Source organism: Nitritalea sp. (genome assembly GCF_054166705.1).
Genome location: NZ_JBSZCV010000016.1, coordinates 60,017 through 81,747 on the forward strand (window position 1 = coordinate 60,017; position 21,731 = coordinate 81,747).

The window sequence follows — 21,731 nt, forward strand, 5'->3', positions numbered from 1 at the left end:
TATATTTAACTAGTTAAGATGTTATTTTTAAAAAAGCTCATAAGCAAGCATTTTACCACTTTTACCTATTTCTATCGCTATATGCGGTACAAGATATTTGTGTTTGTGGGTTTAAGCATTTTTGTGGGGGTATTGGATGGTTTGGGCTTGGCGATGTTTTTGCCCTTATTACAATTGGTAAGTGGGGAAGAAACCGCCAATTCAGAAGGCTTGGGCAACTTAAAGTTTTTAGTGGAAGCAATGGAAGCAATGGGTATTCCACTGACTTTAGGTGCTATTCTCCTAGTTATGATCATTTTCTTTGCACTGAAGGGGATTGCCACATTTGTTGCAGCTTGGTATAAGGTGCTTATTCAACAGGAATTTATAAGAAAAATAAGAGTAGATGTTATCGATGGATTGAATCAGATTAAATTTAAGGAATTCATTATGGCTGATGCCGGAAGGATTCAAAATGCGATGACGGGAGAGGTGGATAAAGTGGTACAGGGCTTTTCCTTTTATTTTCAGTCTTTTCAACAAGCTGTCCTGGTTGTAGTCTATATAGGTTTTGCATTTTTTGTAGATTACCAATTCGCTATTTTGGTCACTTTAGGTGGTGCTTTGACAAATATTTTGTACAGAGCTCTGTATAAGAAGACAAAAGGTGCTTCGCGTAAATTGACCAGCGATAGCAATATGTATCAAAGCCGAATCATACAACATGTAGCTAATTTTAAATATTTGAAAGCTACAGGCTTAGTAGATTTTTTTGGAAATCGATTAAAAGAGATTGTATCCCAAATTGAAGAAAGTCGAAAAAAGATTGGTGTGCTAGATGCCATATTAAAAGCTGCACGCGAACCCATGCTGATATGTATAGTTGCGGTGGTTATTTTTGTTCAGGTAAACATTTTATCAGGCGCATTAGGAGGTATTTTGATTTCCCTATTGTTTTTTTACAGAGCATTGAATGCCTTAACTCAATTACAAAATGTTTGGAATAGGTATTTAGCCGTTACTGGTTCATTGGAAAATCTTAAAAATTTTCAACAACAATTAGAAAAAGGCAAAGAAATTAAAAAACTTGGTAATAACCATGTTTTTAGAGATAGAATTGAAATACAGGGTGCCTCATTTAATTATGGCGATGTTCAAATTTTGGAAAACATCAATTTGAGTATTTTTCGGAATGAAATTGTTGCATTTGTTGGTGAAAGTGGAAGTGGCAAAACAACGTTAGTGAATCTATTAACTGGTATTATGCCTTTGGAAAGTGGTAATTATCTTATTGATGGAGTAGATATTCAAGAAATTGAAATTGAATCTTTCCAAAGAAAAATAGGATACATCACTCAAGAGCCTGTCATTTTTAATGAAAGTATCTTTAATAATGTAACGCTATGGGATAAATATAATAGTGATACTAAAATGAGATTTAATGAAGCATTAAGGAAAGCTTCTCTTCTGGATTTTATAAACTCACTTCCTGAGAAGGATAAAACTCAAGTTGGAAATAATGGAATTAATTTAAGTGGTGGTCAAAAGCAGAGGATTTCTATTGCCAGAGAGCTTTACAAAAATGTAGACATCCTCATTATGGATGAAGCTACATCTGCTCTAGATAGTCAAACTGAGAAGTCAATTCAGGAGAATATAGATGCTCTGAAAGGTTTTTACACTATTATTATAGTAGCACATCGTTTATCAACTATAAAAAATGCTGATAAAATCATTTTAATGAATAAAGGGAAAATAGAAAAAATTGGAAATTTTGATGATTTAATTCTTCAAGATCCAATATTTAAAAAAATGGTTCAACTACAGGAAATATAAAATTATGTTGACAAATAAATCCGTTTTAATAACTGGAGGTACAGGCTCATTAGGGAAATCTCTTGTTTCTCATATTTTTCTAAACTATCCATCGATAAAAAAAATTGTTGTATTTTCAAGAGACGAACAAAAACAGTTTCAGATGTCTCAAGAATTTCCTCCAGATAGCTATCCACAACTTAGATTTTTTATTGGTGATGTAAGAGATAGAGATAGATTGACCCGTGCTTTCAAAGGTATTGACTATGTTATCCATGCTGCCGCAATGAAGCATGTGCACATCGCGGAATATAATCCGGATGAATGTGTAAAAACGAATATCGATGGGGCTAGAAATGTGATTCATGCCTGTTTGGAAACGAATGTAGAGCGCGTTGTTGCATTATCTACTGATAAGGCCTGTGCCCCGATCAATTTATATGGCGCTACCAAACTGGCTTCGGACAAGTTGTTTGTAGCTGCCAATAATATCACAGGATGGAATCCGATCAAGTTTTCTGTAGTACGATATGGGAATGTGATGGGCTCTAACGGTTCGGTGATACCTTTTTTCCTGAACAAAAGAAAAGAAGGCGTACTTCCCATTACCGATCCCAATATGACCCGTTTTAATATTTCCCTTCAAGGGGGGGTGGATATGGTCATGCATGCGCTGGAGCGTGCATGGGGAGGAGAGATTTTCATTCCCAAGATACCTTCTTACCGTATTTTGGATGTAGCTGAGGCAATTGCGCCTAATTGTGAACATCAAGTGGTAGGTATTAGACCTGGGGAAAAAGTTCACGAAGAAATGATCACACCTTCAGATTCGTTTTATACTTATGACTTGGGTAAATATTATACGATCTTGCCTTCCAACCCAAAATGGAAGTTAGATGATTTTATCAAGGCCCATGATGCAGTGAAAGTCAAAGATGGATTTCATTATCATTCCGGTGAGAATATGGAATGGGAAACGGTGGATTCCCTCAGAGAGCTGATCAAAGAGCACGTCGACCCAACTTTTGAAATCCAATGAAGATGAAGCCAATTCCCTACGGAAAACAATGCATTTCCAAAGAAGACATAGAAGCGGTTATAGAAACACTTCAATCTGATTTTTTGACCCAAGGTCCAAAAATCAAGGAATTTGAAGATGCCTTTGCAACTTATGTAGGTTCAAAGTATGCTGTAGCAGTCGCTAATGGGACAGCGGCACTACATTTATGTACATTGGCTTTGGGGGTTAAAGAAGGTGACAAGGTCATAACCACTCCAATTACTTTTGCTGCATCAGCTAACTGCGTCCGCTATTGCGGTGGAGAAGTAGTTTTTGCTGATATTGATCCTGATACCTATTTATTGGATATTCATAAGGTTAGGGAAATGTTGACTTCCAGTCCCCGAGGAACCTTTAAGGGAATTATTCCTGTTGACTTTGCTGGAAGAGCAGTCAATTTAGAGGAGTTTAGAAAACTTGCTGAAGAGTATGGTCTTTGGATCATTGAAGATTCCTGCCATGCTCCTGGGGGGTATTTTGTTGATTCAAAAAATCAAAAGCAGTTTTGTGGTAATGGAAACTTTGCAGACCTTGCCATCTTTTCGTTTCACCCTGTGAAGCATATAGCTGCGGGAGAAGGAGGAATGATCACGACAAATGATGAAGGACTCTACAAAAAACTATTGATGCTCCGTACTCATGGCATCACAAGAGATGAAACAATCTTCCAAAATACACCTGAATTTGCCAGCGGGTCCGATAATTCCTCATTCCTCATTCCTCATTCCAAATTCCCCGCTTGGTATATGGAAATGCAGGAACTTGGGTTTAACTACCGATTGACAGATTTTCAAGCAGCCTTGGGATTAAGTCAATTGAGCAGAGCTGAGGAAGGAATGAAAAGGAGAAGGGAGATTGCTCTTAGGTATAAAGAAGCATTTGATGGCAAATCCTTCATCAAAGGGCAATCCGGTGTTATTGATGGCCATGCCTATCATTTATACGTGATAGAGGTAGAAAACAGGCTAGGATTGTACCATTATCTTAGGGAACGAAACATACTTGCCCAGATCCATTATACCCCGGTCCACTTGATGCCCTATTACAAGGCATTTGGCTGGAAGGAAGGAGATATGGTCAATGCAGAAGAATATTACAGAAACTGCATCAGTCTTCCGATGTATCCTACGCTGAGTTACGAAGAACAGGAATACGTAATCCATACTATTCTTTCATTCTACAATGGTTGACATTTGTATTATACCTGCGAGGGGTGGCAGCAAAAGAATCCCCAGAAAGAACAGTAAACTCTTTGCAGGTAAGCCCATTATTGCTTACAGTATAGAGTCAGCCTTAAAATCCAGACTTTTTGAGGAGGTGATGGTATCCACTGATGATTTGGAAATTGCAGAAATTGCCAAAAAGTTTGGGGCAAAAGTTCCGTTTTTCCGTTCGAAAGAAAATTCTAATGACCATGCCACTACATCTGATGTTCTTGAAGAAGTACTTTTAGATTACAGTGGACAAGGTAGGGAATTTAGGAATGCCTGCTGCCTTTATCCAACAGCCCCTTTTGTAACCTCAGATGCATTGAAAGAAGGAAAAATAATTTTGAAGGAGTCTAGTGCAGATACCGTTTTTCCTGTGGTCAGTTTTGGATACCCGATTTGGAGGGGGCTAAGAAAAGATTATTCAGGTAAAGTGGAAATGGTCTGGAAAGAGCACTTAAACAGCAGATCTCAGGATTTGGAAGAAGTTTTCCATGATGCCGGTCAATGGTATTGGTTTGATGTGAAAAGTTTTATGCAGAACAAAAAACTATTCACGGAAAATATAAGAGGACTAGAACTTTCACAGCTTGAAGTACAGGATATTGACAATTTACATGATTGGCATTTGGCCGAACTGAAATATGGGTACCTACAAGGTCTTAAATAATCAGGTTTTTTCAGCAGGCAATTATTCCATTGTTCCTATACGAATAGAGGACAGGTATGCTATCATGAAATGGCGTAATGAACAGCTATACCATCTCCGTCAGGAAAGACCTTTAACAAAAGCTAACCAGGATGATTATTTTGAAAATGTAGTATCCAAATTATTCGATGAGAAAAAACCCAAGCAAATTCTGTTTTCCTATTTAGAGGGGGATAAGTGTATCGGTTATGGAGGTCTGGTCCATATCAATTGGATAGACAAACATGCGGAGATTTCCTTTATCATGGACACTGCTATGGAAAAGGATTACTTCTCCTTTCACTGGCAGACCTATTTGGGCTTGATTGAGAAAGTGGCTTTTGAGGAGATTAACTTGCATAAAATTTTCACTTATGCCTTTGATTTAAGACCTAAGCTTTATCAAGCATTAGAGGGAAGTGGATATGAAATGGAAGCAAGGCTAAAGGAGCACTGTCTTTTTGAAGATAACTTTATTGATGTTCTGATTCATTCAAAAACAAGTGATAGCCTTTATTTACGGGATGTGCTGATGGAGGATGTGTATCTCACTTATACTTGGGCCAATGACCCTAATACAAGACAATATGCTTTCAATCAGGAATTTATCCCATTGGAGGAGCATCAAAATTGGTTTACCAAAAAGATCAATGATCAGAACTGTATCTACCAGTTATTTCAAAGAGGGGGTGAACCTGTAGGCTCCATTAGATTTGATATCAATGCACAGGAAGGTCTTATCAGTTACCTGATTGCGCCTGATCACACAGGTAAAGGATATGGAAAAAAAATGCTTGAACTGGCAGTTCGAAACTTGAAAAACGGAAGACCTGATATAAATATGCTTAAAGGTCTTGTAAAAAAAGATAATCTGGGCTCAGTAAAGATTTTTGAAAAATTGGGATTTGAAAGGAAAGATCTCAATAATGGTGTTATTGAATATACATTGAATATGAATCATGCAAATAGGAACTTATAAAATAGATAAAACTTCTTCGGTTTTTATCATTGCGGAGCTTTCGGCGAACCACAACGGCAGTCTGGAAACGGCCCTTGAAACAATCAGAGCAGCGAAAAGAGCAGGCGCTGACGCAATCAAATTTCAGACTTATACAGCTGATACGATAACAATTGACAGTAATAAGAAGGATTTTATCATAAAAGGCACGATATGGGAAGGAAAGAACCTCTATCAACTGTACCAAGAGGCTTATACCCCTTGGGAATGGCATGAAACATTGTTTAAGACTGCTGAGGAAGAAGGCTTAATTTGTTTCAGTTCTCCTTTTGATAAGACATCTGTTGATTTTCTGGAAGATTTGGATGCACCTGCCTACAAGATTGCTTCTTTTGAGATCACAGATATTCCTCTGATAGAATATGTTGCCAGCATAGGGAAGCCTGTGATTATTTCCACAGGGATTGCCACTGAGGAGGACATTGAACTGGCATTGGATGCATGTTACCGAATGGGTAATAGGGAAGTGGCATTGCTGAAATGTACTTCCAGTTACCCTGCGCCCATTGAAGAAGCCAATATGGTAATGGTAAAGGATATGGCCGAAAGGTATGGCGTGATTACAGGCCTTTCTGATCATACTATGGGTAGTACAGTTCCAGTTGTTGCTACATGCTTTGGAGCTAAGATTATTGAAAAGCATTTTATTCTAGACAGATCAATTGGTGGTCCCGATGCTTCGTTTTCCATGACCGAACAAGAATTTGCTGAAATGGTCATAGCTGTCAGGGAAGCAGAGAAAGCCATTGGGCTGGTAGATTACAACTTGACTGAAAAGCAGCAAAAAGGAAGGGACTTCTCCAGGTCTTTGTATGTGGTGAAGGATATTCAAGCAGGTGAGATTATTACAGAAGAAAATGTTAGAAGCATAAGACCAGGTTTTGGGATGCATCCTAGATATTTCTATGAAATTTTAGGGAAAAGTGTTAACATTAATATTAAAGTGGGTGATAGGTTAAGTCTTGAACAAATAAAAACTATTTAAGTTCTAAAGAAAATAAATCTTTATTTATTTATTTCAAGTAACCAAAATATCACTTTTGTTAGTATTTGTTTTCATTATTCTTTGAGTAACGACTGGCTTTGTGTATTTTGAATAATATATAACTATGTTATTTTGTTTTTTTTTTTTTTCATCCATCATGTTTCAATATGTAAAATAATTAAATATCATTTAAGTTTTTTGTAAATCAAAAGAATATAGATATTTAAATAAATCAATTACGTATATACAATAAATAAATATTGGTTTAATTTGCTTTATTCGTTTAAATTTTCTTTTTGCTTCTGTGTGTGAATTAGTTAAATCAGTGTATATTTTTTTTGCTTGCTTCAAGGTTAGACGAGGGAGGGGCAAAATATTATTTTATAAACAAGTTCTAGCCGGAATTTTATTTAAAATAATATTTATAAATTTATTGTCTTGTTGTAATTATTTAAGTGAGTTATATATTCAATTGTGTTTCATCTAATTTACTAACTACGAATTTTCAAGTACTTTTGTCGGTATAATAAAAAAAAATACTTAAAATTAATTTTTTTTTCTAATTATTGTATTTTTCTAATTTATTGATGTTGACAAGCATAATGCTTTTGATGTTTAATTTTAAATATTGTTCTTCAGAGTTCAATTTCATAGTTTGTAAATAACAATTTCTAAAACCAGGTGTACTACCTAAGTGAATTTTATATTATGTGAATTACTTATCATATTTGTGTTTTTATATGGGTATTTGTTTTAAAAATGTATATAAGTAAATCATTAGCCACATACGCTTTCTATGTTTTGAGCCAAGTTTGCCTGTAGTTTGTGATGTAAACTTATTTTAGTAAAATGTTACGAATATAGCGTATACTCTTGGTTCACTAATTTTCCTGTAGCATGACTCATTTTTAATTGTATCAAGCAAATTTAAATAAAAGTACTAACCTTGCTACCAAGGTTTAAAGATAAAAATATCCATTACAGAGTTAGATGTGTAATTTTGAATTATATCAAGAGAAAAAATAGTTATTGCTTTATGGTAATCTATACGAAATTGTATTATCATTGAAGGTAGCTTTATATCACCTTATAAAAATCGAGTTATTAGTTTTGTTTTAAATTTTTGGTATAAAAAAAAGTTATACAGTTTTTATTAGTTTGTTGAATAAAATAATTAGGATATGATATAGTACGTGTTTCACCATTGGACTATTTATTTTATATTATTATGTATTTTAATTTAATTAAATAATGTATAATTATTATAGTTGTTCCTTTCTTTAGTTATAATGAGTAATTTAGTAATATTTGCAAATGGTTTAAGGAAAAGAATGATTAATGAGTCGGGAGGCCAAGAGTCATTAAATCAAAATTTTACTTATTTTATTGGTTTCGATGCTTGGCTGAAACCTTGGGATTATCATAGAGATTTCCAAGATAAGTTAATAGATAATCAATATTTTTTAGAATTCACTAATCTAGATCAATTTAGACTCTTTTTAAATTCTAAAAATATTAATTGTATAATGATAGTAGGTCTTGCTGGATCAGTTTTGTGGCGTGTTTTACCTTTACTGAGACTTATTAGCGATTTCAAAATTCATTATTTTTATTTTGATAATAGAATTGATCTTAACAAAAAACTTATATCTGTTACCTCGAAACGTAGTGTTAGTTACAGAGATTCAGTAAAAAATATATTAAGTTATAACGTTATCCCCTGTTTATATCGATTTATATTCCGTGTGCGTAAGTCAAAGGGTTGTTTAATATCTCACAATGTGTATTTACCATATGTTGCAAAAACCTCTCATATATTTATTCCTCATAGAGAAGTATATCGCTTACTATATGAGTTATCTCCTAGCTCTAATGATGATTACATACTTTATCTATATACGGCTACAGTAAGAATTTATTCTAGTAGAGAGGAAGTTCTAAAAATGATGGAAATAGTCAAGGATAACTTATTGGTAATTCAGAAAATATACAATAAAAAAGTTATCGTTTCCTTACATCCAAATAATAGTGAATATGAGCAAAAATTTTTTAGTAAATTTTTTGAAACTTATAATGTGGGCTCAGCAGGCTTAGCACGAAATGCCTATTTTATTATCTCTCATTATTCAATTGCGATAAATTTTGGATATGTGATTAATAAACCCTTTATTCTTGCTAAAGTTGATGATGGTAATTTTAAAAATAATATTGTTGATGATTGGGCTGAATTACATCATTTACCTGTAGTTATGTTTAAGGCAAATCCTTCTTCCTTAATTAAATTAAGTCCTAGTGTTCCTACAAATTTACATGTAAGAAAAATTCTTAATTTAGAAAATTTCGATACTAGGAGATATGAAAAAATTATTTCAGATTTTATAAAGTCATTTTAAATAGAAGATATGATTAAAGATGATATAGTTGTGAAAATCAAAGGAGGCCAGACTCCAAACGGGAAAGTAAAAGTCAGCGGTGCAAAAAATTCAGCTACTCGACTTTTAGCGGCGTCTTTGATTGCTGATGATGTAGTGACATTAAGAAACTTTCCTACAGAGTTAGTGGATGCGAATTATAAGTATGATTTTATAACTAAGTCTGGTGGTGAAATCACGGTAGATAGAGAAAACGAAACTATTAATATAAGTAGCATCAATATTCAAGATATTCTTCTAGAAAATTATGAATACCCTATTAGAACTACCTATTTATTTGCAGCAGGAATTGTAAAGCGCTGTCAAAAAGCTAAAATTCCTTATCCAGGGGGCTGTAAAATCGGTAATAGGGGCTATGATATGCATATTATGGTTTGGGAACGATTAGGGGCTCAAGTTATTGAGCATGATGACTACATTCAAGTTATAACAAGAAATGGGTTTGAACCCGGGGATATAAATTTTCCCATATCAACTATTGGAGGTACCGAAAATGCATTAATCTGTGCGTCTACGATAAGCGGCAAGACTACTATTTCAAATGCATATATTTCTCCAGAAGTTAATGATTTGATTAATTTCTTAAAATCTCTTGGAGTTAAAATAGTAGTGGTTGGGAATAGTTATATAGAAGTAGAGGGATCTGAAAGTCTAAAAGGTAGTAATTATAGGGTAATGCCAGATAGGATAGAGGTTATAACTTGGTTAGTCTATGGAGCTCTTTCAAGAGGTTCAATTTTGATTGAAGATGTTCCATTTGAAGCCTTGGAAATTCCTTTAAAGCACATAAAAGAATCTGGAATCGATTTTTTTAATAATTCTAATAGTATCTTTGTTTCTCAAGATTCTTTAACAAATGGTATTATTCAGCCTTTTGAGCTTGCGACAGGGACACACCCTGGAATTATATCTGATATGCAGCCTTTTTATGTTCTTCTTGGTCTTTATGCTAATGGTATAAGCAGGGTATTTGACTATAGATATCCTAAACGCACTAAATATTGTGATGAATTAAGCAAACTGTATCCAGGTAGATTGCAATGGGAAGATGGAAAGATAACTACTTATGGAAGTATGTGGCAATACCCTGAAGCAAATATTGTTTATTCAACTGATTTAAGAGGAAGTATGTCATTAATCCTTGGCGGTTTGTTATGTGAGAAGGGTGAAACTGTTGTTGTAAATGCGGAAATGGCACTACGTGGATACAATAAGTTGGTTAGTAAACTTAGTGCATTGGGAGTGGAAATATCTGTTTTAGGATAGATTTTATGGTTATAATTGAAAATTTTGATTTAACTTGTTATAATGCATATAGGATTAAGGCTTTTTGTAAAAAAGCATATTTTCCTACATGTGAGGATGATTTTAAGATAATTTTTTCTCGTTACAATGCAGATGAAATTGTTATCCTTGGAGGTGGTTATAATATAATTCTTTCCCAACCCTATTACGAGAAATCTTTTATTATTGTAGGCAATTCCTTTGCTGATATTAATGTTGAAAACAACGATGTTATTTATTGTGAGGCTGGAGTATCTACTGAAATGTTTAGTGTATTTGCATTGAACAAAAGCTTAACTGGTGCTGAGATATTTTACGATATTCCTAGTTCTATTGGCGGAGCAGTTGTTATGAATGCTGGAGCTAGTGGTGAGGAGATAAAAGATCTATTAGTGAAAGTCAGATATCTTGATCTAGATGATATGTTAGTAAAAGAAATAATAAATAATGATATTGGATTTGAATATCGTAATAGTTTTTTTCAAAAACATACAAATAAAGTTGTTTTGAAAGCATGGTTCAAGCTTAAGTTGGGTAATCGAATGGAAATTGAACGTAAAATGAATGAAGTAAAGAGTTTACGATGGGCAAAGCAGCCAAGAGACTTACCCAACTGCGGTAGTGTTTTTAAACGTCCACAAGGATTTTATGTAGGAGCATTGATTGATGAACTTCAACTTAAAGGATATACCGTGGGTGATGCTCAAATTTCTATTAAACATGGTGGATTTATTGTTAATTTGGGTAATGCTTCGGGTTCCGATATTCTCAAAATAATTAAAGAAGTTAAAAGGCAAGTTATGCATCGGTTCGGAATTGATCTTGAGGTTGAACAACGAATAATTTAAATATGAAGATTTTATTTATTATACATTGTAGTGGTTTAGGAGTAGGTGGGCACTATCACTCCCTTTATCATGTTTCTTTCGTTCTGTCAAAAATTTTTGATGTTTATTTGATCACAATAGGAAAGAATAAAAGCCCTGTTATTAAAGAGCATCCTAAATTTTATAAACATATATATTGTGTAAAGAGTTTTAGGTCTATTTATAAGGCCAATAATAAATTTTCAAAAATCAATAAAGAACTGAATGTTGATATAATTCATTTCTTTGATTCTCAGTCATTTAATTTTCTAATGTTAAATAAATATGTTTTTAAGCTCAAAGTTGCTCTAAGTAAGTGTGGAGGACCCAATTCCATTCATTCTAACTGGCAACATGCTGATGCTATTTTTAATCAGAGCTTAGAAAATCATTTATGGTTTAAAAATAATATTAACTATAAAAATGAATTACTTTTTCATATACCTAACAGGGTTGCTAAATTTGAATTTGATAACCTAAATAGGTTTGGACCTCGTTTAGAAGGATGTTTCACATTTTTGCGTGTATCACGTATTGGTAGAAGATATGAGAAAACTTTTTATGATTCATGCAATCTTATTAAATTATTAAAAGATAGTTTTAATGTTAGATTTGTTTTGATAGGTAAAGTTCAGGAGGAGGATGTTTTCATTAAAATGAAAAGGTTTGTATCTATGAATTCGTTACCAGTTGAGTTTATTACAGATGATAGAGCAAGTGATGGAAAACAAGCCCTATATTTGGCAGACGCAGTAATTGGTACAGGTAGGTCCTTAATGGAGGCTTTATCAAAATCAATTCCAATACTAACACCACTAACTAATAAAAAGATGCCTGTTTTGGTCACTGAGGATAATTTTCAGAGCTTTTTGAGTACTAATTTTTCTGAACGTAATGATATTCGTAATTATGACGAAGCAGGGGAGTTGTCAAATATTTTTAAACTTGTTACTGATAAACAATTTTATGAAACTATTTCACTTCAAATGTCTCGATTATTCGATTGTGAATTAGGAGAAAAAGGTATTATTGATAAATATTCTAAAGCTTATAATGAGTTAATTTTGAATAAAAGAAATTTCAAAAAATTTTATTTTCCTAACTTATTTTATTCATTTAGATATAGTTTTTTTTAATATGGTAAGACATTATTTCTTATTCACAATTTTATCATTTATAAATCCGCTTATAACCATTTGTGTTCTTTTTTTTATAAGAAAGATGGTTTTGATAAAGTGGGGGCTTATTGCGTTATTTACTGTTTGGGGTGGTATTATGCCAATCACAGAAGGGATGGATGGTATGACGCTTTACAATTGGATGATTTACGAATATGAGAATATGTCTTTTAGTTACTTTGTTAAGGGGATTTACTATATTTTAACTTTTCAAAATGTGTCTGGTTTAAAAGGTGATTTGTACATACATTTTTTGTCCTATTCCTTATTTCCTCTTCTTGGTGTTCCGAATTTATTTTTTTTTGCAGTAGCTTTTTTCTATAGTTATTTTTTTGTTAGCGCTTTATTTAAGATACTTGTCCTTACTAACGATATGTCGTGGAGGTTTTCTAATTTTATTTTTTTTGTTTCCTTTATTTTATTTTGTAGTTTAGAAAATATGCAAAGTGTTAGAACTTGGACTGGAATGTGGTTTCTTGTTAATGCAGTGTTGGGATTTTATATTAATAAGGATAATAAATATCTATTTTTGATTATGTTTACCCCTTTTTTTCATACGATGTATTTTATATTTATATTACCCGTTCTCTTATTTTTTAGGTTTTCTAATGTGCCACGTTTACCATTATTTGTTTTCTTTATATTTTCTTTCATAATTTCTGTACCACAGGTCAACGTTTTAACCTTGCGAGCGCAAAATACTGAGTTAGGAGCAAGTAAGGTTGATTCTTACACGGGTGATGATCTCGAAGAAAAAAAAGAAGAGTATAATAGTAGTACTAATTTACATAAATTACTTGGTAAAAGAGAGGCGACACGTTATTATTCATTTTATTTTATATTTATAATTTTTATATATTCATTTATTAAGACTAAATTTAATCTTTCGCCGCTTTTTGTTATTTCAGTTATTATGATCTCAATTGCTAATTATTTTGAAACCGCTATTCCTGTTTTTTCTGGTAGGTTATCTTATGTTGCTTCTAGTATTTTGCTTGCTTTTTTATTTTTATCATCATTTAATATTTCTATCTTTTCTAATTTTGTTAATACTCTTGTTTTACCGCCATGGATAGTGTTAATAGGGTTCATTATTTTTTTACCGAGGGTTCAATTTGCCTTTCTTATGCTTTTATATAGTACTAATGAGCTTTTTTTTATATCACCAATTTCCGTTACGTTATTTCAAGATAATTATCAATCCATGAGAGAAATTTTGGAATTTTTGTTTTAAATTTAGTTTTATTATGTTAAATAATATCAAATCAAAATTATCAAATCATGCTGTTAACCTATTTGGTAAAAGGATTAAAAATAGAATCGTAGTTATAGAGAGTGATGACTGGGGCTCTATTAGGACACCTTTGGTGCATAATTACAATGATTTTAGGAATAAATTTGGTCCCTTTTTCAATCCTTATTTAAAGTTTGATTCTTTAGCTTCCGTACAAGATTTATGTTTGTTGTTTGAAGTTTTAAGTAAGTTTAAAGATTCCTATGGAAAGCATCCAGTCGTTACATTTAATACAGTTGTTGCAAATCCTAACTTTGAACTCATTAAAAATAATAATTTCCTTGAATATTATTACGAACCCTTTACAGATACACTTGATAGATATTTCCCTAATGATAGAGTTTTCGAATATTGGAAAGACGGAATTAATAATGGATTGATTTATCCTCAATTTCATGGTAGAGAACATGTAAATGTGCCAGTTTGGTTGTCGCAATTGCAAGCTGGAAATACTGATCTTAAAAAGGCTTTTGATTATATGGTGTGGTCAACACCTAATGGGAAGTATCAGCCTGGTAATATAAAGCTTCAGGCTTCATTAGATTATTTTGGAACGCAACCAGTTTATTATCAAAAATCCTTTATAACAGAAGGTTTAAATTTATTCGAAAATATTTTTGGTTTTCGTTCAGAATCCATGATCGCTAACAATTTTACATGGAATGATAATCTACATTCTTTAATACATCAATCTCAAGTTAAAATACTTCAAGGTATGAAATATCAGGTTTTTCCTGTTGCCAATAATTTAGGACATACCTTTGTACGTAGGTACTTTGGTCAGTCTGATAACCATGGGATCACCTTTAATGTTAGAAATTGTTTTTTTGAGCCTTCTCAAACCAATGAGTCTTTTGATGATGTTGGGTTTTGCTTAAATCAAATAAATAATGCATTCTTTTGGAATAAACCTGCTGTAATATCTTCTCACAGATTAAATTTTATTGGTACGCTTTGTGAAAAAAATCGAAAAAATAATCTTCAATTGTTAGAAAAACTTATAAAAGATATACTTCTGAGATGGCCAGATGTGGCTTTTGTGCATTCAATCGATTTATTTGATAAGATTAAATGAGTACCAGCATGAATCTTAAAATTTGTTTAATTATTCATTCTCTAGGGATAGGAGGGATGGAAAGAGTAATGTTTACCTTAATTAATTACTTTTCAAAATTAGATAATGTAGATATTCATTTAATTCTTACTGGAAATAAAAGAGAAGTTGTTTATCCCTTGCCGCCAAATGTAAAAATTCACCGACCACTTTGGAAAATCGGTAGAGGTTTTAGAGCGTGGTATGCCTTCAAAACTATTTTTTTTATTAGAAAATCATTAAAGTTAATCAATCCTAGTACAATCTTAAGTTTTGGTGAAATCTGGAATAACTTAGTTCTTATTGCGTGTTATGGTTTGAACATGCCTGTTTATATTTCGGATCGAAGTAAACCTGATAAAAATCTTGGCGAAATTCATAATTTCCTTCGTAATTATTTTTATCCTAAAGCCTCGGGGTTTATTGCTCAGACCGAACAAGCATATCTTGTTGCACAAAAAAAATGTTGGAATACCAATCTCATCATTATTGGCAATCCTGTGATTCAGTTCCCTAAATATAATTCTCGTAACATTCGAAGAAATTCAGTTTTGACTGTTGGCCGTCTTATTCCCACTAAAAATGTTGATAAGTTAATTGACTTTTTCAGTCACATAAACAATAAATTTCGGTGGGAGTTAATTATTATTGGAGGAAATGCCATGAAACTTAATTTATTTGATAGTCTTAAAAAGAAAATTTATGATAACGAAATGGATAGCTATATTCATTTGAAGGGTGAAATTTTGGATGTTAACTCCTTCTATGAATCTTCTGCAATATTTGCATTTGTTTCAGAATCTGAAGGTTTTCCAAATGCTTTGGCAGAAGCTATGGCAGCAGGTTGTGCCTGTATTGCATTTGACTGCATTGCGGGTCCTTCTGATATAATTGATGATGGCATTAATGGATTTTTAATTCCTCTCGGAAATGAACAAATGTACATAGAAAAGCTATCTCAGCTTATGAGTGATTCTCATTTAAGAATTCAATTTGGGAAAGCTGCTCAAGAAAAAATGAAACAGTTTGAAGCTAAAAACATTGCTGATAGATTTTACGGGTTTATAACAAGAAATTTTGAGAATTGTAATTAACACTGCTCATCAACGGTTTGGTGGAGCGATTCAAGTAGCACTGTCATTTATTCACGAGTGTATCAAATTCCCGCAGCATGAATATCATGTTTGGCTTGGTTCTGGTGTAGAAAGTAATTTAGATAAAGAAATTTTTCCATCGAATTTCTTTTTTTATAGTTTTGATTTTGGTGTTATTAAATTTTCTATGATTAGAAAAATTCAAAAATCACTTCGTAGCACAGAAAGAAAAATTTGTCCAGATGTTATGATTTCTACATCAGGTCCTAGTTATTATCATTCTATTTGCCCGCAAATTGTTGGATTTAATCTACCCCTTTATATATACCCTGAATCACCTTTTCTTCAAACTTTGCCATTATCTAAAAAAATTAAGTTGTTTATCAAAAAAAAATTTCATTTTTATTATTTCAAAAGAGATGCTTCAGCCTACTTAGTTCAAACTGATGATGTTAATTGTAGGGTGAGAAATATTTTAGGAACTAAAAATGTCTATACCGTTACCAATAATCATAGTAGCTTTTATTTAGAAAATAATTTAGAACATTTCTCAAAATTACCTTCGAAGGCTGAAAATGAGTTTAGATTTTTAACAGTTACTTCCTACTATAGTCATAAAAATATAGAAATTATCAATCAAATTGCTCATATTCTTCACCAGAGAGGTATTGATAATATTAAATTCGTTTTAACACTTAATGATGGTGTTTTTAGAAATATTTTTTCTTCTGTAGTAAATGTAGTTAATGTTGGTCCTGTCAGGCCGCAAGAGTGCCCATCCTTATATCAAGAATGCGATGCCATGTTTCTGCCTACCTTGGCTGAATGCTTTTCGGCTGCCTATCCTGAAGCCATGATTATGCGAAAGCCCATTGTTACAACTGATTTAGGTTTTGCAAAAAGTATTTGTGGGCATGCTGCCCTTTATTTTGCTCCTATGGATCCTTACGAGGCTATTTCTAAAATTATTGAACTAGTATCTTCTTCTGATTTACAAGCAAGATTAATTGATAAAGGGTTAAAAGAACTTAAGAAATTTGACACTCCAAAACAAAGAGCACAAAAGTATCTTGAATTTGTTCACAATTTTCATGTAAATAGTTGAACTGTTATAAAAATAAAGTAGTGAAAAAAATTGTTGTAATAAATCAATCAACTGGATATTTAACTATTGATGTTGTTAATCAGTTTGTTAAGTATTTTGATCAAGTGGATTTAGTGTTTGGTACCATGACAGAGGAGAAGCATCCTTTGGACCGTACTGTTAGAAAAACACGAGTGATGCAAAAGACAAGGAAATCTAATGTAGGTAGATTTTTTCGGTGGGGCATAGCTTCAGTTCAAATTCAATTTCTACTATGGACGAAGTTTAGAAACCATGAAGTATTTTACTATTCTTTGCCACCTTTTGCTTATTTAGGTGCTCTTTTGCTGAAAAGAAAATATTCTATAATGATCTTTGATGTTTATCCCGACGTTTTAAAAACTATTGGTATCTTACCCTCCAATCCAATATACCGTTTTTGGGCTTGGGCGAATAAAAAAGTATTTTCCAAAGCTCATCGTGTTTTTACCCTTAATGAAGGACTTAAAAAATTATTAGAACAATATCATAATCAAATCTATGTTGTAGATTTATGGAACACTTTATCGGGTATAAAGACTGGCTCCAAGTGCGATAATCCATTTTCAAAGACTCATGGATTTGAAAATAAGTTTATAGTGCAATACTCTGGTAATATTGGACAAACATACAATGTTGATATTTTAATAAAATTGGCTCATCGTATGCAAAATATTCAAAATTTGCATTTTGTTATTATTGGTAGAGGTACCAAATTACCATACTTGGTCAATATGATTGAGGAACATAAACTAGTCAACGTCACAGTGCTACCGTTTCAGCCACCTGATATGCTTCAATACTCCCTTACAAATGCAGACATTGGTGTTGTAATGCTAGATGATAAAGCTGCAGATATGAGTTTACCTTCCAAAACCTTTAATATGATGGCAGCAGGGAATGCCATTTTAGCCTTAGCACCCAAAGGATCAGTTCTAGATTTATTAATTCAAAAGCATAATATGGGTTTTTGTATACCTGAAAGTCATTTAGATGATATTGAACGGACGATTTTATATCTTTATCAAAATACAGATCAATTAAATAATTTGAGAAATAATGCATTATATGCCTCTAATTTTTATACTGAGCAGAATGCAAGTAAAGTAACCCAAATATACTTTCATGATAGCAAAAATTAAAAGGTTCCTAATTGCAAACCTTAAAAATATTCCAGGATGGAGAAGTAATCAAAAGTACCTAATAATCGAAAGTGATGATTGGGGAAGTTTACAAATTATTGATAAGAATCATCGAGATAAATTAATTAAACTTGGTTTATTGCAAATTAAAAGTGATCCAATTTCCTCGTTAGATGGTCTTGAAGTTGCTGAGGATTTTGAGATGCTATATGAAGTACTGACTAGCGTTAAAGATTCAAATGGCAATTCCGCTGTTTTTACCCCTTTTATAAATACAGGCAATCCTAACTTTCCTGAAATATTAAATTCCGATTTTGAATCCTTACATTATGAAAAGTTTACTGATACTTATAAGAAATTTGGTCGAGATCAAAATGAGATTTTTTTATCGCAAGGCGTTTTAAATAAAATTTTGAGACCACAGTTGCATGGTCATGGCCATGTTTGTGACTGGATTTGGTTTGAGAATCTTAAAAGCTCTTCTATTGCTAAATTAGCTATTCAAAATAATTTTTCGTCTGTTACTGTAGATAATCAAATTAAACTTTTAAATGGATTTAGACCAACCTATTTCGTACGCAATTCTGGAGAGCTTGAACTTGCAAAAATTTCATTGAAAAGAGCTGTAAATGAGTTTGAGGATATAATGGGTTATAAAGCGGAAGTCTTTGATGCTCCAAACGCAGTTTTTCATCCTGAGCTTGAAGGGCATCTAACAAAATTTGGTATCCGATCCATTGTGACTCCTTTCTACAGAAATGAACCCGATTTTAATGGAAATGTGGTAAAAAATGGAAGATATAATTTTGGTGCAAAGAATGAGTATGGACAGATTTATCATATAAGAAATTGTATGTTTGAGCCTTATAAAGGGACAACTGCTGAAACTACTCTCCGAATGATTGATACCTGTTTTCGTTGGGGCAAGCCAGCTGTTATTTCGTCCCACAGAGTTAATTATGTAAGTAGTGTCTTTCAAAGTGTACGTAATAATTCCCTAAATGAATTGAAGAAAATTTTATCATCAGTAGTCAAGCGTCACCCTGATGTTCAATTTATTAGCTCTGGAGACTTATCTCGAATTATGCATAACGATATAAAATGATAGTTCTTGGTGATATCGCTGTTCCTTCTGCAAAGTATGCACGGTTTTTAAATCGTGAACTTACGAAGCATCATTCTATCTTTAATGGTAAAGGTCTAGTATACAATTTAGAGGGACTGGTTGTGAATAATATATCTACAGATCATCCTACTCCAGTTTTGTTTAATGTCAAGGAAGCTCTAGAAGTTTTGAAAGGTAATGCCGCTTTACTCTCCTGTATTGCTAATAATCACACCCTGGATTTACCTCAGCAGTGGGCCTATAATCAAGAGATCCACGAAAAGCTTCAAATTCCCTTTGTAGGTGCGGCTTGTTCGGAGGAGGAGGCTAAAAAGCCAGTAATTATTGAAGAATACGGTCAACAAGTCGCTGTTTTTAATCATTGCTGGAATGTAATGCTCCATCATCAAAATAACCCATCTGGAAATGTGTGGGTAAACTCTAAAATGGAGCATAAACTGCCGGCGCAAATAGCCGCTCATAAAGCTGCTTTCCCAGAGCATAAAATTATGGTATATATGCATTGGAGTTATGACTTGGAAACTCTACCTTTTCCTGCGCATAGAGAAATTGCTCGTGAAATGATCGATGCCGGCGCAAGCCTCATTGTTGGCACGCATGCGCACTGTGTCCAAGGTGGGGAATCTTATAAAAATGGGTATATCCTTTATAGCATCGGTAACTTTTTTGTTCCCTGGCACACATTTATTAAAGGCCATATTTCATTTCCTGATTTTGCTAGAAGGGAAATTGCTGTTGATTGGAATCCGGTTTCTAATTCTTGCACCCTACATTTTTTCGAATATGAAGAGGGAAATGATGAACATCTACTTCATCATATTCGTAGTGAGCATTTTCATGAAAGTAAATTGCTTGAAGCATACAGTCCTTTCCGTGGTATGGCGAATGAGCTATACCTTTCTTTTTTTAAAAAAAATAGAAGGAAAAAAGGCGGCGTACCTATTTACAGATCTTTTCACGATGTTAACGCTAACTTTATTAAAGATAAACTTCTCATCTCGCGCATGAAAATCGCTCGTGTAATCGCGAAGGCTAAACTCCGTCAATGGAATAACTAATTGTTGACGCTCACCACTTTCACTCTTAAATTGTCATGAAAAAAAGCCTTGCCAAAGCCGTTTTCAAAACTTATAATGCATTAAAGGGGAATGCTATATCCGCGCATACCAAGAAGCTTCTTGCATGGAAATCAATGGATGGTCATGAGCTGCAAAAGCATACTGCTGTCTTTTTAACCCGTAATGGCTTTAATCCAAACTTAAATGAGAATCCTGTTCAAACAAAAGCTGATATTAAATATTGGACAGAGAAGGTGCCGGAAGAGCTTATTGCCACATGGGCATATACGGGTGGTTCTTATGGGGAACCCCTCCGCGTACCTTATTCTAAGAATAGAAACTTTGTTCGCACCGCCACATTTAAGTATTTTAACGAGCTTGCAGGGTATAATTTAGGTGATCCGTTCGTACTTATTCGTGCAAAAAATAAACCGCGCTGGGAAAAACTTCTAAGGAATGAACACATTTTCATTCCACATGATACTTCGGTTGAAAACCTAGAGAAATTCGCCATATATTTAGTGCAACATAAAATTGAGGTTTTGATGGGATATCCCTCCGTGATGTATGCACTAGCTATATTTCTACATGATCATCCTTCACTTAAAAAGAATATTAAGGTCAAATCCATGATAAGTGTGTCTGAGCCCTTGGAAATGGATAAGAGAGAATTCATTCAAAAAGTTTTCGATTGTGAATTTGTGGATCGTTATAGTAATGAAGAGGTTGGTCTTATCTGTCAGCAGGATACCTTTGGAGGGCCTTATCAATGTAATTCTTACGGAATCATAACAGAAATCGTAGATCCCATTACCTGCAAAGCGGTGAATACTGGGGAGAAAGGTAAGGTATTGGTAACAGATTTAACGAACGATCTGATTCCAATTGTTCGCTATGATACGGGTGACTTAGCAATAGCGGGTGAGTACAATGAAGGGTATTTAAAAAGCATTCTTTCGATAGAGGGTAGAGTAACTGAACAAATTTTTTCAACAGTAGGCAAGCCGATAAGTCCGCTTATGCTTGGACCTTACATTTATAAGCCGCTATCCCGTCAAGACAAAGTATTCCAATACCAGTTCGCTCAAGTTGAAAAAGAAGCTTATGAGCTACGTGTTAAAGCTCAACAGGGAGAGTTATCTGTCACGTTAAAAAATGAATTAATGAATGGCCTTCTTCCACTTTTAGGAGCGAATGCTAGACTTCAAATTTTAGAATTGTCAGACATCCTGCCACAGCCTTCAGGAAAAAGACCAGTCTTTAAGAATGAAGTTTCAAAATAAATTGG

At 33.3% G+C, this 21,731-nt stretch carries 18 protein-coding genes; all 18 read left to right on the forward strand.

Going from position 1 to position 21,731, the window contains the following annotated elements:
• The first annotated feature begins 18 nt into the window (after positions 1 to 18).
• The 18 genes from ACXIT9_RS12405 to ACXIT9_RS12490 all read left to right on the forward strand — a co-directional run bounded on the left by ACXIT9_RS12405 (position 19) and on the right by ACXIT9_RS12490 (position 21,726).
• A complete protein-coding gene (locus ACXIT9_RS12405) occupies positions 19 to 1,815 on the forward strand; it encodes an ABC transporter ATP-binding protein (protein ID WP_458056557.1) in 1,797 nt (598 codons plus the stop codon).
• Between the two features lie 4 nt (positions 1,816 to 1,819).
• Positions 1,820 to 2,833, forward strand: coding sequence for a UDP-N-acetylglucosamine 4,6-dehydratase (inverting) (gene pseB / locus ACXIT9_RS12410; RefSeq protein ID WP_458056558.1), 1,014 nt, complete (start codon positions 1,820 to 1,822; stop codon positions 2,831 to 2,833).
• The gene (gene pseC, locus ACXIT9_RS12415) at positions 2,830 to 4,044 is read left to right on the forward strand and encodes a UDP-4-amino-4,6-dideoxy-N-acetyl-beta-L-altrosamine transaminase (protein ID WP_458056559.1); all 1,215 of its coding nucleotides are present in this window, start codon (positions 2,830 to 2,832) and stop codon (positions 4,042 to 4,044) included. Before pseB ends, pseC begins: the two co-directional genes overlap by 4 nt.
• Positions 4,037 to 4,732, forward strand: coding sequence for a pseudaminic acid cytidylyltransferase (pseF, locus tag ACXIT9_RS12420; protein ID WP_458056560.1), 696 nt, complete (start codon positions 4,037 to 4,039; stop codon positions 4,730 to 4,732). The genes pseC and pseF overlap by 8 nt, the downstream gene beginning before the upstream one ends.
• Positions 4,707 to 5,729 (forward strand): GNAT family N-acetyltransferase, encoded by a 1,023-nt coding sequence (locus ACXIT9_RS12425; protein WP_458056561.1) that lies wholly within the window; start codon positions 4,707 to 4,709, stop codon positions 5,727 to 5,729. The genes pseF and ACXIT9_RS12425 overlap by 26 nt, the downstream gene beginning before the upstream one ends.
• On the forward strand, positions 5,710 to 6,753 hold the full coding sequence (pseI, locus tag ACXIT9_RS12430; RefSeq protein ID WP_458056562.1) for a pseudaminic acid synthase: 1,044 nt from the start codon (positions 5,710 to 5,712) through the stop codon (positions 6,751 to 6,753). Before ACXIT9_RS12425 ends, pseI begins: the two co-directional genes overlap by 20 nt.
• Before the next feature lie 1,289 nt (positions 6,754 to 8,042).
• Positions 8,043 to 9,146 (forward strand): hypothetical protein, encoded by a 1,104-nt coding sequence (locus ACXIT9_RS12435; protein WP_458056563.1) that lies wholly within the window; start codon positions 8,043 to 8,045, stop codon positions 9,144 to 9,146.
• A gap of 9 nt (positions 9,147 to 9,155) precedes the next feature.
• Complete coding sequence (locus ACXIT9_RS12440) at positions 9,156 to 10,451, forward strand: UDP-N-acetylglucosamine 1-carboxyvinyltransferase (protein WP_458056564.1); 1,296 nt, start codon at positions 9,156 to 9,158, stop codon at positions 10,449 to 10,451.
• 5 nt (positions 10,452 to 10,456) lie between these two features.
• On the forward strand, positions 10,457 to 11,317 hold the full coding sequence (murB, locus tag ACXIT9_RS12445; RefSeq protein WP_458056565.1) for a UDP-N-acetylmuramate dehydrogenase: 861 nt from the start codon (positions 10,457 to 10,459) through the stop codon (positions 11,315 to 11,317).
• A gap of 2 nt (positions 11,318 to 11,319) precedes the next feature.
• Positions 11,320 to 12,471: a hypothetical protein gene (locus ACXIT9_RS12450; protein ID WP_458056566.1), complete on the forward strand. Its 1,152-nt coding sequence runs from the start codon at positions 11,320 to 11,322 to the stop codon at positions 12,469 to 12,471.
• Position 12,472: 1 nt separating this feature from the next.
• Positions 12,473 to 13,747 (forward strand): hypothetical protein, encoded by a 1,275-nt coding sequence (locus ACXIT9_RS12455; protein WP_458056567.1) that lies wholly within the window; start codon positions 12,473 to 12,475, stop codon positions 13,745 to 13,747.
• Positions 13,748 to 13,760: 13 nt separating this feature from the next.
• Positions 13,761 to 14,882, forward strand: a complete 1,122-nt coding sequence (locus ACXIT9_RS12460) for a hypothetical protein (RefSeq protein WP_458056568.1) — start codon at positions 13,761 to 13,763, stop codon at positions 14,880 to 14,882.
• An 8-nt stretch (positions 14,883 to 14,890) separates the two neighbouring features.
• The gene (locus ACXIT9_RS12465) at positions 14,891 to 15,994 is read left to right on the forward strand and encodes a glycosyltransferase (RefSeq protein WP_458056569.1); all 1,104 of its coding nucleotides are present in this window, start codon (positions 14,891 to 14,893) and stop codon (positions 15,992 to 15,994) included.
• Positions 15,978 to 17,099, forward strand: a complete 1,122-nt coding sequence (locus tag ACXIT9_RS12470; protein ID WP_458056570.1) for a glycosyltransferase — start codon at positions 15,978 to 15,980, stop codon at positions 17,097 to 17,099. Before ACXIT9_RS12465 ends, ACXIT9_RS12470 begins: the two co-directional genes overlap by 17 nt.
• A gap of 20 nt (positions 17,100 to 17,119) precedes the next feature.
• Positions 17,120 to 18,259: a glycosyltransferase family 4 protein gene (locus ACXIT9_RS12475; protein ID WP_458056571.1), complete on the forward strand. Its 1,140-nt coding sequence runs from the start codon at positions 17,120 to 17,122 to the stop codon at positions 18,257 to 18,259.
• Complete coding sequence (locus tag ACXIT9_RS12480) at positions 18,243 to 19,364, forward strand: hypothetical protein (RefSeq protein ID WP_458056572.1); 1,122 nt, start codon at positions 18,243 to 18,245, stop codon at positions 19,362 to 19,364. Before ACXIT9_RS12475 ends, ACXIT9_RS12480 begins: the two co-directional genes overlap by 17 nt.
• Positions 19,361 to 20,443 carry a CapA family protein gene (locus tag ACXIT9_RS12485; protein ID WP_458056573.1) on the forward strand — a complete coding sequence of 361 codons (1,083 nt, stop codon included), beginning with the start codon at positions 19,361 to 19,363 and terminating at the stop codon, positions 20,441 to 20,443. Before ACXIT9_RS12480 ends, ACXIT9_RS12485 begins: the two co-directional genes overlap by 4 nt.
• Before the next feature lie 35 nt (positions 20,444 to 20,478).
• Positions 20,479 to 21,726 carry a hypothetical protein gene (locus tag ACXIT9_RS12490; RefSeq protein WP_458056574.1) on the forward strand — a complete coding sequence of 416 codons (1,248 nt, stop codon included), beginning with the start codon at positions 20,479 to 20,481 and terminating at the stop codon, positions 21,724 to 21,726.
• Positions 21,727 to 21,731: the final 5 nt, after the last annotated feature.